Source organism: Pseudoalteromonas rubra (assembly GCF_005887095.1).
Taxonomy (GTDB): domain Bacteria; phylum Pseudomonadota; class Gammaproteobacteria; order Enterobacterales; family Alteromonadaceae; genus Pseudoalteromonas; species Pseudoalteromonas rubra_E.
Genome location: NZ_PNCI01000055.1, coordinates 65,078 through 79,861, shown reverse-complemented (window position 1 = coordinate 79,861; position 14,784 = coordinate 65,078). Strand labels below are relative to the sequence as shown.

Here is a 14,784-nt window from a genome sequence, read left to right as displayed (position 1 = left end):
CATGGATACCTCGATGTTTGATGTTATTGTCTCTTATCAATGTGTCCGGATCTATTAAACCACTACACAATGAAGGAAGTTGAGAAAAAAGGATATGTTTCCATACAATGGTTGGGTAAATCTTCACTAAGAGAAGAGAGTTCGCTAGCTTGGGTAGCCGGCGAACCTAAATATAAAAAAGTGAACAACCCGGACTTAAGCAGAATAGTCAAGCCATTTGAAGATTCCGCTATTCATGCTCTCTGGCTACAAAATTATGGGGGGGCGTGGTTAGTTAGGAAAGCTTTTTCATACAAAGGTGAAAACGGCATAGGTGAAGGCATATATGCGTTTGGTAACGTAAACCCCAAAGATGTTTGTTTGCCCAATACTCACTGTGTAGATCACCTTTTTGGCCAGTGGTACGTTATAAAAAATTAGTACGATAAAACTCAACATCTACGCACCTTTTGTGCTCAAATTAGCATAATCGCTATTTCTAACTGAGAAGGCTACGGGATGCTCGATGAAAAAGTTATGATCCATGGGCAGGAATGGCTGTATTCTGATATTGAGAAAGAAGTATCTTGGTGTAAAGCCTTGGTTTGGGATTACCAACAATACCTAAAAGAAAATGACCATGAACACTGTGTAATTTGTTATTGGACTATTTTTAAAACTCACGATGTAGTTTCAGGCTTTGCATATAGTGCAAACGGTCATTGGATCTGCCAAGAGTGCTTTGATTATTTTATAAAGTAAGGCAACCAGAGATGAAGTTAAAGCCTGTGTTGAAGCCATTTGCTCTAAAACCATGGGTACCTGATAAGAAGGAAATAGCCAGGCCTAATAATGTGTAATATAACGGTTGTGTGGCTAAGCCGACTGAACGGTGTTTTCAGGTAAGAGCCGATATGGCTAGAGGCTTACGTAGGTTCGAGGCAGCGAGGCTATAAGCAAGGAAGTATGGACGGAATATTCAAACATAATGTCGCTAATCTAGTAATTTCAACATTGGCTATCTTATGCGCTTACTGCATCGAACTGGGTAGTATTTTGTTTTGGTATGGGGGACTGTTAGTCATTCCAGCAATCGCCGTTTGGTTTCAGTTTAAGTTTGCGCTCGGTTGTCTCAGGCTTCGCCTTAGTGTTGCGGTTGCACCCTGGTTAGTGCTTTGTCTGTCTGGGTTACTTTGGGCTTCAAAAGCGAGTCATGAAGGTCAACGAGCAATGAATATGCTCTTTTTTGAGATGCCCTTGTATTCTATTTTGATTGGAGCTTTGGTCGTAACAATCAGGTTTATTTATAAGAAATTCAGAGAAAGAGGTTAGCTTCTTTATAACGTGCAAAGAAAGGTCAGAACTGAAGAGGCATAGCACAGCGAGTGATTCGTAACTCTATCCCTAAGTTAGAAACTGTTTGCGCTTTTTGACATTAATCTGTGTACTGATTTTTGGTTAATTTACGCAGGGTTGTTCCAATCATAGGTTGGTTTAACTACGCTGTTGTCCACTTCAAACTCGAGGTTTATCTCTTTAGTTTTGCCTGGTGGGTTATCCGCTCTTTTAAAGTGTGGATAAAACTACGTGATACAGGAATTTGCACATCCGTTCCGGCAAGTAGCACAAAATGTTTGCGGGCGTGATATTTAAGCTCTAAAAGCTGTGTGGCATTGATGATATAGCTGCGATGTAAGCGGTAAAATTGTGAGTCAGGCAACTGGGTACAAAATCCATCCAGTGTTTGCTCGGAAATAATGGTGTCTGTGCTGTGGATGCTGGCGCCTTGCGCTGATAAATGTACCCGCCGATAACGGCCAATACTTTCAATATAACTGATATGCTCAAATTCAATGATCTTTTGTTGTGCATGATCGTTGAGGATCAGGCGCTCTGATGAGCGCTGTGGCTGGTTATGTGTTTGCTGGCGAATAATTTTGCCAATGCTTTTGGCGATAAGCACCGGTCTTGCAGGTTTAACTAAGTAGTCTATGGCATTGGTATCAAAGGCCTTCAGCGCATATTGCTCGTATGCCGTCATAAATACCAGCTGATAGGTTAAACTCTGCGTTGCCGTGGCTACGTCAAAGCCATTAAGTTCTGGCATTTCAATATCCAGAAAGACAATATCCGGGCGCCAGTGCATGATCTGCTCTATGGCCGACTTGCCATCCGCGGCCTCTGCAACAATATTTAGCTCATCAAAGCCACTTATTACATCCCTTAAGTGCCGTCTGGCAGCCTGCTCGTCATCGACGATGATCACGGTTTTTTTATTCATTTGGGGCTCGTGTGTTTATCGGGGCAGCGTGATGAATGCGCTGGTGCCCTCGTCAGTAGACACCAGTTTAAACGTCGCTTCATCTTGATAGTGCAGTGCCAGGGTTTCGTGCGTAATGCGCAGGCCTTCGCCCTGACTCACTAGGGTGTCATCGAATGGCGCGCCTGTATCCTGCACTTCAATCAGCAAAGAGCGCGTAGTCGCTTCAACCACGATACTGATGTGACCTGCCTGTGCATAAGGTGCAATGCCATATTTTACTGCGTTTTCTACCACCGGCAGTAACAGCAGAGAAGGAACTGCAAGTTGCTCTAATTCACTTTGGCAATCTAAGTCAAACGTGAGTCTGTCTGCAAATCTTTTTTGTTGTAACACAAGGTAGAGCTCAACCAGTTTTAGTTCTTGTTCAAGTGTTACAAATTGGTGCTTTGTCAGCTCAATGGTTTGGCGCAGCAAGTCGCTCAAATCATAAATTAGCGCCTTAGCCTTGAGGGGGTCCTGGGTGACTTCACTGGCTATCAGGTTGAGGGTATTGAACAAAAAGTGCGGGTTAGACTGCATTTTCAGCATTTGTAATTCGGCTTTTTGCGCCTGGAGCTGAGACCGAAAAAAATAGGTCTGTTGCTTAAACATCAGCATCACCGCAATGTAGACCGACGTCTCGAGCAACATAATGACAATAGGCAAAAATGTAACCTGAGCAGCTGGATTAGTGGTTGGCAGGTTGACGACAGGGCCTATCAGGATGTAAAGCAGAATGATGGAAAAGGGCCTGAGCAACCAAATATTGTGATGAAGCTTTTTTGGCAAATATCGAGAAAAGACAGACTCACACAGGTTAAACAACAGATAACCGGCACAAAATCCCCCCCATATTTTTACGATTACCTGAGCAAACAAGGGCAGTGTGAACAGCTCGAGTAGCAGTAACACACTGGATAACAGCAAGATATTGAACCAGGGCCAGATCAGCAAAAAGATCCAGGCCTGCGTTGTTTTTTTGTTATAAAGCCCGATTTGACTCGGTATTGTCTGCTCTGTATTCACTCGGAGTTTCCGTCGTCACTAAGTTATTAAATGGTACAAGCAATCTTGCCCCGATGATATGTCGCCAAAACACCATTGAGACAGACTTTTACACCATCTGCACACAGCGGGCTACGTTGCACTCCTATGCGGTGTTATTCCTATGCCTCAACACGACAAGCAATTGTTATCTGATATATAAGGAAAACGACTATGGTTCACAACATCCGAGAAACACAATTTACGTTAAAACAGTCGGTTATGAGTTTGCGCAAGGTTATTGGTATCTGTCTGTTCAGTGGTGTTTTAGTGGCATGCAGCGATAGCGATGATGAAGAAATCAGTGTTGAAGATACGGTGAGCTCTGAGACATCAGCAGAGGCAAGGCCCGAAACAGGCCCGCTGAGCGCTGAGTGTCTGGAAGCTGATATCGTGACGTCGACCACAGCAAAAGGCGTAGAGTTTATCCGCACTCCGGATGCGTGTTTTGATGAGTTACCCGGCTATGATTTTGCAGCGAACTATCTCGACATTGAAGGACTTAGACTGCATTACGTCGACGAAGGGCCAAAAGATGGTGAAGTGATACTCATGCTGCATGGTCAGCCGAGCTGGTCATATTTATACCGTAAAATGATCCCCATTCTGGCTGAGGCCGGTTATCGTGTGATTGCGCTGGATAATATGGGCATGGGGAAGTCAGATAAACCGCTTAATGTGGCGGTGCATCAGTACGAACATCATGTCTTCTGGACCAAGGCATTTATTAACCAGTTACAACTCACCGATATCAATTTGTTTGTACAAGACTGGGGCAGCCTGATTGGATTGAGAGTGGCGGGTAATATGTCTGAGCGCTTTGCCAGAATCGTGGTCGCAAATGGGGATATGCCCATTATTCCAACCGGTACTAACCCTTATCACGTGCCCAGCTTTGAGATAGATGAGTCGCAACCAGCAGATGCCAGCACCTTTTTTGATACCCGTTCAAGCGATCGCGTCGAAGGGTTTCAGCAATGGATCGATTATGCCGCCAGTGTACCGGAGCTGATGGCGGGGGATGTGGTACAAAAGCTCTCTGCGATTGAACTGAGTGAGGCAGAAGTCACTGCATACAATGCGCCTTACCCCAATGTGCAGTACAAAGCGGCTATCCGGGCTTTTCCTTCTATGCTCTCTGGTATAGAAATGCAAACTTTACCGGCATGGCAAACGCTGGGCGCTTATCATAACCCGTTTATGTTCAATGCAGGCGAATATGACACAGGGCTCGGCAGCGAGGCCAATCAGCATAAGTGGGTGAACCATGTGCCCGGCTCAGACGAGGTAGACCACAGACGCTTTCAGGCCGGGCATTTTATCCAGGATGATGTAGGAGAGGACCTGGCGCTGCATGTGTTAGATTTTCTGCAAACCACTGCGCCACAGGCACCATTGGTCACGGGTGGGCCAAGCTATAACATGCGGTATTGCGAGATCTTATTGCCTTACCTGCAAGATGACAAAATAGTTGCTCAGGTGTGGGGTACGCCGGGCGTCGATATGTGTCGTCAGGCTCAGTGGGATGCCATCGACTTTGAAGACGTTGCCGCAGAATACGGCGCACTAAGCGCGATCCCTAACGGTCCACGCTTTTTTGTGGTGGACGAAAGCCGCGGTGCGGAGGTGATTGCGCAAGAGGCTGAAACGCAAATTCGCCAGTTCGGAGAGATAAATATGCGTTTACTAACCACCGCTGATCTGAGTGCTGCGCAGGGTGAGCAACTCCCTTATGTTGCCGGTGAGGTGTCAAGAAGCAATACCTGGCACTTCTATAAAGGCAGACGCATTTATGAGCTAACCGATAACACAGGTCAGGTGTTTGTGATGCAGTCATTCAGCCGTATTTCGGACGCCTCATTGCAAATGGATGACCTGGCAAATCTGGGAGACCGGCTCACGCTGCCTGAGGGTTGGACGTTTTCCAGCCGTATCCTGACGGAACCGCTGGATATGATGCCCGTCGAGGGCATTGCTTATGTATTGCAGGATGAATTAGGCAATAGTTATCAGCTGGTGCAGTAGTCACCCTGGTCACCTCTTCGCACGGGGAGGTGACTGCTCTCCTGACTTGTCTGACTTGCTTCTCGCGCTTTAGCGCGGTTGTAGTTTAGGGTAAAGTTCCACATAATGATGTGGCTAATTTTGGAACAATTATGCTGCGCATGTTTGCCAAACGCACAGGTATATAACAGCCAGCTGAGTATTGATGCTTACAAGGGCCATATGAACCGTTTTATTGATTTCAGAGAGCTTAAAGTGCTCATTTTTATTCCGCTTCTTGTTTACTTTTTTTATGCCATTGCTGAGGTTTTCTTCTGGATAGCGGCATTTGACTTTATGTATACCAATAATTTTACAGACGCTGAAATGGATGAGGCAATCATTAGCTCTCCTTTGGTCATTGGTGTCCTTCTGTTCATTCTTGGATTTTTCAATATGCTCACCGCTTATCTAGTGGCAGGCTATTTGAAAGGCAATTTCGTAAAGTCTGCGGTGTTGATAATTATTGTGGTCGAAGTGATTGACTGACTTGTCATGTATGTTTTACCAGCAGACGATACCGTCTATCCCCTCTGGCAAGATATTGTCTTTTTCGCGGTTGGCTGGGGAGCGATTGTAATTGGTGCATGGGCAGCGTGCTACAAGCGTGAACGACAAGCCAAACTGAGTTGAGATGACGCACAGTATTTGGCGTGGCTGACTGCTTGTTTTGTTGTAATTGAGGCTGGCTAGTCTGGACCAGTACTCAGCATTTAAGTGATACCAGTCGGTTATTCTTTTCAGAAAAGGGTTTGGAACAGTCATCGTTTTTTCGTTATTCAGGCAAAAATTAAAGGGTCAGGTCAGGATGGAGCTACTTACTTTAGTTATAGTTATTACCGCATTTATCTGTGTTTTTACTATGGAGGTTATCGCTCCTGCGTCTAAAAACAGCTGCGACCGGCGCTGGATGATCCTTGCCTCGGGTATCAGCTTATTTCAATCGATTAGTACGGTTGGTGCTGGCCTGATTTTTGTTGATGTATTTAGCACTGTGTCTTTACTGAGTTTTAGCAGTGAAAACATGTTCCTGCAGGGTGCACTTGGTTTCTTATTAACCAGCTTTGTTGCCTATTGGTGGCACAGAGCTATGCACAAGTTTGACTTGTTGTGGCGTGTCTTTCACCAGCTGCATCACAGCCCCAGGCGAATTGAAGCCCTCACGTCTTTTTATATGCATCCTTTTGATGGCGTTGCTGCCACGTTTTTGAATGCCTTGTGTTGCTATTTTATTTTGGGCCTGGATGCCTATGGGACTGCCGCCAGCCTGATTATTGCTGCTTTGTACAATATCTACATACACGCAGACCTTAAAACGCCATTTTGGCTGGGCTTTGTGTTACAGCGCCCTGAGATGCACAGAGTTCATCATAAATATATGCATCATAAGCAAAATTACGGGTTAGCTATCTGGGATCTGTTATTCGGCACTTTTTCTAATCCAAAAGCGTATGTTCAGCAGGTTGGCTTTGATGAAACACGTGAAAACAGAGTCTACGACATGCTCAAGACCAAAGATGTCTATAAGTCATGACGCGTGATCGACAGGGTCAATGAACTCAGTGATCCTTGGTGGTTGGTTGAGCACGCGCAGAGCGTGCTTTTTAGTTTCGTTTTTCTCATTGCGATTTTCATCCTGCATTGCGTATTGCAACAATGCAAATGTGAAAAATAAAAAACCTTTAAAATCAGTGTTATAAAATTGGCCTCATGCTTGCAATCTCTCTAACAGCAAATCAAAACGTTGGAGAGTCACATGAAAAAGATATTATTCGGAGCCTGCGTGTTTTCAGCAGGACTATCAGCCGCCCCGTTCGACACGTGCCCGTCAAAAGCCTTTTTGGTGCAGGGCAACACAGCAACTATGTATGGCGTTAACTTGGTCTCGGGTTCGTACACTACGTTCGCTGAAAATGTTGGTACCAATAACAAGCTCAACGGTATCGGGTTTAGTGTCCACGACCGCTACATTTACGGCTGGGATTACAGCAACAAAGACATTGGTCGGGTGGGAAAAGATTACGTGCTCGAGCCCATCATGACGTCGGGATTCCCCGATACCAACTTTTACGTGGGTGATGTCGCTATTCACGAGAATGCATTTTATGTTTACAAGAAAGGTAGTAGTTTAGGCCTTTATCGCGTATCGCTCGACGAAAACAGCGACGACTATTTGCAGGCAGAGCGCATCATTGATGGCAGCGCGCTGAACCTGAATATCTTTGATATGGCGTTTGCGCCCAATGAAAATGCCAGCCTGGCGTACAGTGTAGACAGCAATGGTAATCTGCACCGCATAGACGTTTCAAACGGCACCAGCACCAACCTTGGCAATGTGGGCCAGTCAGGGACATTTGGTGCCGTCTATTTTGATGTGGAGAGCAATTTTTACATCAGCAGAAATCAGGATGGTCATGTTTACAAAATAGATATAACCGACCCAAATAATACCCAGCTTTTCGCCTACGGTCCGGTTTCCAATACTAACGACGGTGCACGCTGTGCAACAGCCCCGATTATTGATGATACAGAAGACCCGACCATAGACTACGGCGACGCACCGGATAGCTATGGCACCTCGCTTAACGCCAATGGCGCCCGTCATAATGTGGGTGACTTATTTTTTGGCCAGAGTGTCAGTGCAGAATATGTACCTAAAGCCACAGACGACGACAATGGCATTAGCTTTTTAACTAACCTGGAAACAGGCTACGAAACGCTGGTTTCATTCACGCTATCAAAGTCCGGGTATGTGAATGCCTGGATTGACTGGAACGGTGATGGCCAGTTCCTGGAGTCGGAGCGCGTGGTCAGCGAGTACCAGGGGGTTGCTGGCGAAAACCGTGTACTTATCCCAGTCCCTGTTGATGCTGTTGCGGGCAGCACTTGGGCTCGGTTCAGGGTATCTAACAACCCAGATATCGCACCTCAGGGCGGGATTGATAATGGTGAGGTGGAAGACTTAAACGTTTCTGTCGCAGCCAGTAGCCTGATCCAGAACTCAACTTCCTGGAAAACAGCGGCATTTGAAGACTTATGGCCGCAAAAAGGTGACTATGATTTTAACGACGTGGTGGTTCGATATCGCGTGACGACCAGTCAGATTGGCAATCAGGTTGTGCGCTACAACATTGAAGGGGCACTGATAGCAGTCGGGGCCGGTTATCACAATGCCTTTGCCATTCGGTTAAAAGACATCGCTCGTAAGGATGTTGATGAAGCCCAAATTGAACTGACCATTGACGGTACGTCGCAGGCTGGCAGTCCGCTGGAAGCCAACCGAAACGAAGCTATAGTCGTTGTGTTTGCCGATACCAGAGAGATGGTGCCGGTTCAGCCAGGCTGCAAATTCTTCAGAACTGAAACAGGCTGCAGTGATATTCAACGCGCGCCTTACCCGTTTGAAATCACGATCCCATTAGCAACCAGCTACAACGCTAATGTCGCGACAAACAGCAAGGTTGATCCGTTTATTTTCGCAGTAGATGGTCATTACCACGGGCCATTCGTAGACCAGAACAACGGTCGTGGCTGGGAAGTCCATCTTAAAAATCATGCGCCAACCGAAGCGTTTGATAGCAGCTATTTGGATCAGGGGGATGACACCTCTTCAACCAACGGCTTCTTCCAAACGTCTACGGGTTTGCCTTGGGCACTTATCATTAATTCTCAGTGGGACCATCCAATGGAGCGCGTTGATATGTCATCAGCGTATCCACAGTTTGCATCGTTTGCTGAGTCTGCAGGCGCTCAAAATGCAACCTGGTTCGAAAATCCAGTACCTGACTACCAGTACACCATCAGCAACGCAGCGCAAAACTAGGAGAGCACCATGAACAAATTAATCGTAACTCTAATCACTCTATTATTAGCGGCTTGTGGTGGTGGTTCTGGTGACTCACAGGGGCAAACTCAGACAAACAATACTGCATCAAGTGCTACCAGCAACGCAGGGCAAAGTAGTGCGGCCAATACCGAGCAAACACAAACAGCTAATGCTGCTGAGCAGGATAGCAATAGCGAAACGCAGGAAGGCTCTGCAGAGGAAGCGCAGAATGACGACACGCAACCAGCGCAAGGCAGTGGCAGTACAGAAGGCATGGAGGCTGTGATCGTTGATGAAGCGTTCGACTTTCGTACTGATGTGCCCGTGGCTGTGTCAATTGCGTCCGATGTTGTGAATAGCCGTGCATTTATTAATATTTGTCAACAGGATGCCTCATTAACGGACGACGACACGTGTTTTTTAAGGGCGCCTGTCGATAGTAACGGTCTGTTTGTTCAAATTGTGTTGCCACACTCAGAGCAAAAGCTCAAAGCCGAAATCTGGTATTACAGCACAGATGTTGAGCCGCTGGTGTATAACTGGGAGTTTGACGGATCGCAACAACAGCAAACATGGGAAATAAACTAATGTGCAATAAGTAATTCATATTGTGGTGACTCACAATAATCCAACGCAAAGCATATCCCTGCCCAGAGATATGCTTTTTTCTTAAATTATTTAAATATCCGCCTTCAGTCATATGCATTAAAAAGTTCATCAATCACAGTCGAGTAGGTGCTTGAGAAGGTAACCATTAGGTGATAGATTTTTGTTAAGTTACTATTTGTTTTTGCCGCACTCGCTTAGCGCATTATAATCAGCCCAACTGAGGCTATACGGGTCGAGTGCACGACTCTGGCGTATGGTTTATTCATATAGTTTATACACTGCGAACATCGCATTGACACTATTCCAGCTTAGAAAATTTAATAAAATAAAAGGAGTTTTTCGGATGAAACAGGGTTTTTTTGTCATTGTTTTCTTTTTTCTGTCTACACTTTTAAATCAGGCCAATGCCGCTTCCGGAGACAGCTCCGGCGTGATCAAAACTATTTTGTGGTACGAAGGCCATACAGGAGTGTTGGTAAAGCAAACCGGTATGTCTGATTTAGGCAAATGTGGCCGTGCAGACTACTATATTTTGGATGATCATCACCCTTTCTTTCAGGAAATATATTCTCTGCTCCTTGCTGCGCATATGGCTTCGCAGCCACTTTCGTTGCATTTAGATGGATGTGTTCAGGGCATTTCGAGAATCAAACACGTCACCAGTAATAAGTAAAAAAAGGGTGCAAATAATATTGACCTGCACCCCAGGTTTTTCTACAGCTTAAAGCTTTCCACCAGTTTGATAGGCTCTCCGTCTACGTCCAATACGGCGACGACCTTCAGTACTCCGTTTTTGAGCTCTCCAGGCTGGCGTAAGTGCGGTTGCCAGCGCTTTTTCTCATAGGGAGAAATGCTGATTTCCTGCTCCCAAAGCGCAGGCTGAGATGCCGGGCTTTGGTAGGGAAGGAACTGTACCGACAGTTTCCCATGGGTGTCGCCGGAATAGGGTCCGGTCAGACTGATCTCCAGATCTGAGTTGCCCTTGCTAAGCTGGGCATATAAATACACGCCATCAAACTGTTGGTTTTCCAAAGTGACCTGACCCGTCTGCGTTAGGCCCTGCCAGCTAAGGGTGTAGTCTGCCTGGTTCTGGGTTAACGATAACGGCAGTTTGTGTCTACCTGGCGGCAAAGAGTAGGATTTGCCGCTCTGAAGCTTAACTTCGGCAGTTTGCTGACTGGGGTTATGTGCTGAAATAAAAGGCTCATCACCGTCAAACCGTAATGCCAGTTCGATGCCGCTGAGCGCATACAAAGCATCATCAGAGAGCTGTCGTTGCCAACTGTCGAGCATGCTTTGTAAGTTCGTGCTCAGTGCTGAGTGCAGGCTCAAATCGGTTTGTTTTGCCAGCTGAGTGTCCAGTTTAGCCATACAATTCGGAAGTTGCGCCGAAAATACAACACACGTATTAAAGGCTCTGTGTGCCAGATCTGCACCTGCAAAATACCAGGGGTTAGCAGTGCTCATCTCCAGCTCTGGTACTTCATAGGTATGACCATACAGATAAGGCGTAACCGTATGATTCATGTTGCGACCCAGCAGGGCAACTTGTTGAAAGTCAATCGCATTCAATACGTTGTCAGGCAACATAAAGGCAACGGTTTGTGTGCTGTCAGCTGATTTAATCTCAACTTCCAGCCCTGAGCTGGTGGTACGCAGATTGAGACCCAGTTGCAAGGTTTGCTCTAAACTTCTGAGCATTGCCGGCGTGAGTGCAACCTCCTGTGTGGTGCCGCGGTTTGTGTCAATGACGGACAGTCGAGTGCCATCATTCAGTAGCACTTGCAACATCTGGTCCTGAGTAAAATCAGCTTTTTCAGTCAATCCAGCACGTTGTGTAAGGCTGTCATTGCTAAGCTTGGTTAGCAAGCCTATCCCAATTTCACCTCGGGTTCGTTGTTCAGGTTGCAGTGTTAATAAGGCCGCGAAAGAATCTTTGCTGAGCGGGTTGATTGCAGGGTGTGGCTGAGGTGCGGGGAAATCCAGTACCGGGTGGTGTGTGCTACGAAACGGCGTAATATCCAGGCGTTGAAGGGCTTTTTCATCGTTGCTGCGCAGCCAGTAGCCCGGGCCATTTTGCTCCCAGGGACCTTGTACAATATAAAAGCTCGGCTTTGCTGATTGAACGAACTGGGCAAAGTCGCGCTCCAGCTGTGGCCAGTCTGAAAAGGTGGTTTTCAGTAGGGCATTGGCGGTTGGCAAGGTAGCGTCAGAATCTGGGTTCAATGCCATCAGGGTGCGCAGATAGCGTTTAAAATACTGATAGCGCAGTGGGTCACTTAACAAAAAATGCACGATGAAAAAGTTAAGGCCACGACGCAGTTGCGGGTCATCATTGATCTGCTCAAAGCTGGGTTGTCCATTCTTATGATACTGCGCCAGTCCCATGATCTGGTAGTTCATAGGGGCACGGTCGAATACCATGACTCTGAGCTGTTTTTTGTCACTGTCATAGGTGTGGCTGGCGATGGCGTCGGCCATACCTTCGGTGATCCAGCTTGGCGCCCAGGTTGCATGACCATTGAGTGCCATATGAAAAGCGTGCATAGTTTCGTGGATCACAATATAGCGTTGATGGTGATGTCGGTGGCTGGGAAAACTGTATCCGGCTCGGTTGTAATACATGGTTTCGCCCCCGGCTGTTTTGTGTACGCCACGCAAAAAGCCGTCGTCCAGCATGGCTTCACGTACACGCTCACGAGAGCTGCCGTAGACGACAGCAATGCGCTGATTATCAATGTTCGCGGGTGCCATACCAAACAGCTCAACGTAGTGGGGGTAAGACATTTCCAGTAACTCAAGATAAAGGCGGACTTTTTCCTCGCTCAGATCGCTTTTGAGCGCAAAGTGTTTGCTGACCCACCAGTGATAGCCTCGGCTATTGGTTATCTTGCCATCGCTGTATGTACGCGGTATTTGTTTACCGACATAGCTAATGTCGATGTGATTAAGCGTGCTGGTTCTACCCGCTACGTCAATATCCACACGCATCTGGGCTGGGCTCGGGATTGTCTGTGCTATCTGGCCAGAAACTCGATCCACCTGACTCTGAGGTGGTTTTTCTAACGACTGGCAGCCGCTCAGGAGTGCCAACGCAATTAAACTCAATCGTAACATTTTGACTTTCTCTTATAGGTGTTTTATGTATATTGTATACAATAATAATCAATAGGATCCAAGTCAATGTCGATAAATACATCAAGCGAGCAACGAGATACAGGGAGGCAAAGTGCAGATGCTTCTGAATCAGGGTTTAGCCGTGCATTTTATGTCGCTAACCTCATGGAGATATTTGAGCGGTTAGCCTGGTATGGCTTTTTTGCGGTGTCTTCTGTGTATATGACCACGCCCAGTGCTCAGGGCGGGGTCGGATTTACCGATCTTGAGCGCGGTGCGGTACAGGGGATCATCCCGTTTTTTCTCTATCTGTTGCCCGTACTGACTGGCGCGCTGGGCGATCAGCTTGGCTATCGCAAAATGTTTCTGCTGTCATTCGCCATTATGGCTCCGGGGTACTTTTTACTGGGTCAGGCGCAAAGCTTTTGGCCGTTTTTTGCTGCACTAAGCCTGGTTGCTCTGGGGGCTGCTTGCTTCAAGCCTGTGGTAGTCGGCACTATTTCTCACAGCACTAACGACAGTAATCGCGGCCTTGGGTTTGGCATTTTCTATACCATGGTTAATATTGGCGGTTTTCTTGGGCCTTTGCTTGCTGGAGCGCTCAGGGCGATAAGCTGGGATGCCGTGTTTATGATGTCGGCATGCTGGATCTTGCTGAATTTTATTCCTGTTTTGTGGTTCTACCGTGATCCACCGAGCCTTAAGCGGGAAAAAGCGTCGCTTCATGATGTTGTGCGAGAAGCTCAGTCCGTGCTTGGCAATGGCCGTTTTGCGTTGACGTTGTTAGTCGCCGTGGTGCTATTGATGTGTTCAGGAATCGAAGCCCTCAGCTATGTTGAGGCGTTTTCACTGATCGGGCTCTGGCTGGGTGTTAATGTGATTTGGGATCGGCTCGCTCAGAGAGTCACGCAGAAGAAAGCTGTCTGGTGGGCACAGCCCATGAGGGTCAGTAACGTGCGATTTGCGGTGTATCTGGCCATTCTTGCTGGGTTCTGGACAGTGTACAACCAGCTGTTTTATACCTTGCCTTTGTTTATCCGTGACTATGTAGATACCCGAGATTTGCTGAACTTTATTGCCTTTTTTGGTGAGGGTGCCGTCGCTTTCTTTGCATATGTAGATAGTGCGCAGCTACAAAATGCAGTTCAGGTATTACATTCACAATTACAAGCCGGCACTGTACCAGCCGTTGAAGTCCTGCGTTTGGAATGGGTTCACCTTAAAGTAAATGTACCAATCCACGAATTGACAACCCTGATGGCTGATTTGAAAGGGTCGGAGACCCTGACGAACGCACAGTTGCAGCAGATCACTCACTCGCTGCTTGAATATCGGCAAGTTAATCCAGAGTATTTGATCAACCTGGACTTTGCGGCCATTGTATTGCTCCAGATCCTGGTCAGTTATTTGTGTCAGCGGATAAAGCCGTTTTATGTGCTGACAGCAGGACTGATTGTCATGTTTGGTGCCTTTTCACTCATGGCTATTGAGCTGACAGCAACGAGCGGGGCATTGATGGTTACCGTGATCTTGTTAATTGCATTGGGAGAAATGCTGACCTCACCTAAAAGTCAGGAGTACGTAGCGAGTATCGCGCCGCCTTCACAGGCTGCCTTGTATATGGGCTACTATTTTGTGTCCATGGCCCTGGGTTTTTTGTTTGCCGGCTTCTTATCTGGGTGGAGTTATGCCACTTTGGTCCAGCAAGATGGCCGACCTGATCTAATGTGGGGGTTATTTGGTGTATTGGCACTGGTGACAGCGATTGCTCTATACCTTTTCAACCGCTTTTTAACTCAAACGCCTATACAGCAGGTCTCAATAGAGGAACAAACGGCTTTATAGCGCTGTTTCCTCTGACGTT

Annotated in this window: 12 protein-coding genes; 9 read left to right on the top strand and 3 right to left on the bottom strand. The window is 46.8% G+C overall.

The genetic code is table 11. The features are described from left to right. The first annotated feature begins 69 nt into the window (after positions 1–69). Both CWB99_RS20180 and CWB99_RS20175 read left to right on the top strand, forming a co-directional pair. Positions 70–420 carry a hypothetical protein gene (locus CWB99_RS20180; RefSeq protein ID WP_212748532.1) on the top strand — a complete coding sequence of 117 codons (351 nt, stop codon included), beginning with the start codon at positions 70–72 and terminating at the stop codon, positions 418–420. Between the two features lie 78 nt (positions 421–498). Next, the gene (locus tag CWB99_RS20175) at positions 499–741 is read left to right on the top strand and encodes a hypothetical protein (RefSeq protein WP_138552633.1); all 243 of its coding nucleotides are present in this window, start codon (positions 499–501) and stop codon (positions 739–741) included. A 766-nt stretch (positions 742–1,507) separates the two neighbouring features. On the opposite strand, the gene CWB99_RS20170 is transcribed toward CWB99_RS20175, so the two are convergent. Together CWB99_RS20170 and CWB99_RS20165 are read right to left on the bottom strand one after the other, a co-directional pair. Next, the gene (locus CWB99_RS20170) at positions 1,508–2,260 is read right to left on the bottom strand and encodes a LytR/AlgR family response regulator transcription factor (protein ID WP_138552634.1); all 753 of its coding nucleotides are present in this window, start codon (positions 2,258–2,260) and stop codon (positions 1,508–1,510) included. 15 nt (positions 2,261–2,275) lie between these two features. Then, a complete protein-coding gene (locus tag CWB99_RS20165) occupies positions 2,276–3,307 on the bottom strand; it encodes a sensor histidine kinase (RefSeq protein ID WP_138552635.1) in 1,032 nt (343 codons plus the stop codon). Between the two features lie 192 nt (positions 3,308–3,499). Between CWB99_RS20165 and CWB99_RS20160 the strand changes: the two genes are divergently transcribed. From CWB99_RS20160 to CWB99_RS20135, 6 genes are all read left to right on the top strand, one after another. After that, the gene (locus CWB99_RS20160) at positions 3,500–5,350 is read left to right on the top strand and encodes a haloalkane dehalogenase (RefSeq protein WP_138552636.1); all 1,851 of its coding nucleotides are present in this window, start codon (positions 3,500–3,502) and stop codon (positions 5,348–5,350) included. Positions 5,351–5,551: 201 nt separating this feature from the next. Next, on the top strand, positions 5,552–5,857 hold the full coding sequence (locus CWB99_RS20155) for a hypothetical protein (protein ID WP_138552637.1): 306 nt from the start codon (positions 5,552–5,554) through the stop codon (positions 5,855–5,857). A 373-nt stretch (positions 5,858–6,230) separates the two neighbouring features. After that, complete coding sequence (locus CWB99_RS20150) at positions 6,231–6,902, top strand: sterol desaturase family protein (protein ID WP_249332013.1); 672 nt, start codon at positions 6,231–6,233, stop codon at positions 6,900–6,902. Positions 6,903–7,124: 222 nt separating this feature from the next. Beyond that, positions 7,125–9,191 carry an LruC domain-containing protein gene (locus CWB99_RS20145; RefSeq protein ID WP_138552639.1) on the top strand — a complete coding sequence of 689 codons (2,067 nt, stop codon included), beginning with the start codon at positions 7,125–7,127 and terminating at the stop codon, positions 9,189–9,191. Positions 9,192–9,200: 9 nt separating this feature from the next. Then, on the top strand, positions 9,201–9,782 hold the full coding sequence (locus tag CWB99_RS20140; protein WP_138552640.1) for a hypothetical protein: 582 nt from the start codon (positions 9,201–9,203) through the stop codon (positions 9,780–9,782). A 364-nt stretch (positions 9,783–10,146) separates the two neighbouring features. Beyond that, on the top strand, positions 10,147–10,476 hold the full coding sequence (locus CWB99_RS20135) for a hypothetical protein (protein WP_138552641.1): 330 nt from the start codon (positions 10,147–10,149) through the stop codon (positions 10,474–10,476). Positions 10,477–10,517: 41 nt separating this feature from the next. On the opposite strand, the gene CWB99_RS20130 is transcribed toward CWB99_RS20135, so the two are convergent. Further along, a complete protein-coding gene (locus CWB99_RS20130; protein ID WP_171045408.1) occupies positions 10,518–12,920 on the bottom strand; it encodes a hypothetical protein in 2,403 nt (800 codons plus the stop codon). A gap of 66 nt (positions 12,921–12,986) precedes the next feature. On the opposite strand from CWB99_RS20130, the gene CWB99_RS20125 reads away from it, so the two are divergent. After that, positions 12,987–14,765, top strand: a complete 1,779-nt coding sequence (locus tag CWB99_RS20125) for an MFS transporter (protein ID WP_138552642.1) — start codon at positions 12,987–12,989, stop codon at positions 14,763–14,765. The last annotated feature ends 19 nt before the right edge of the window (positions 14,766–14,784 follow it).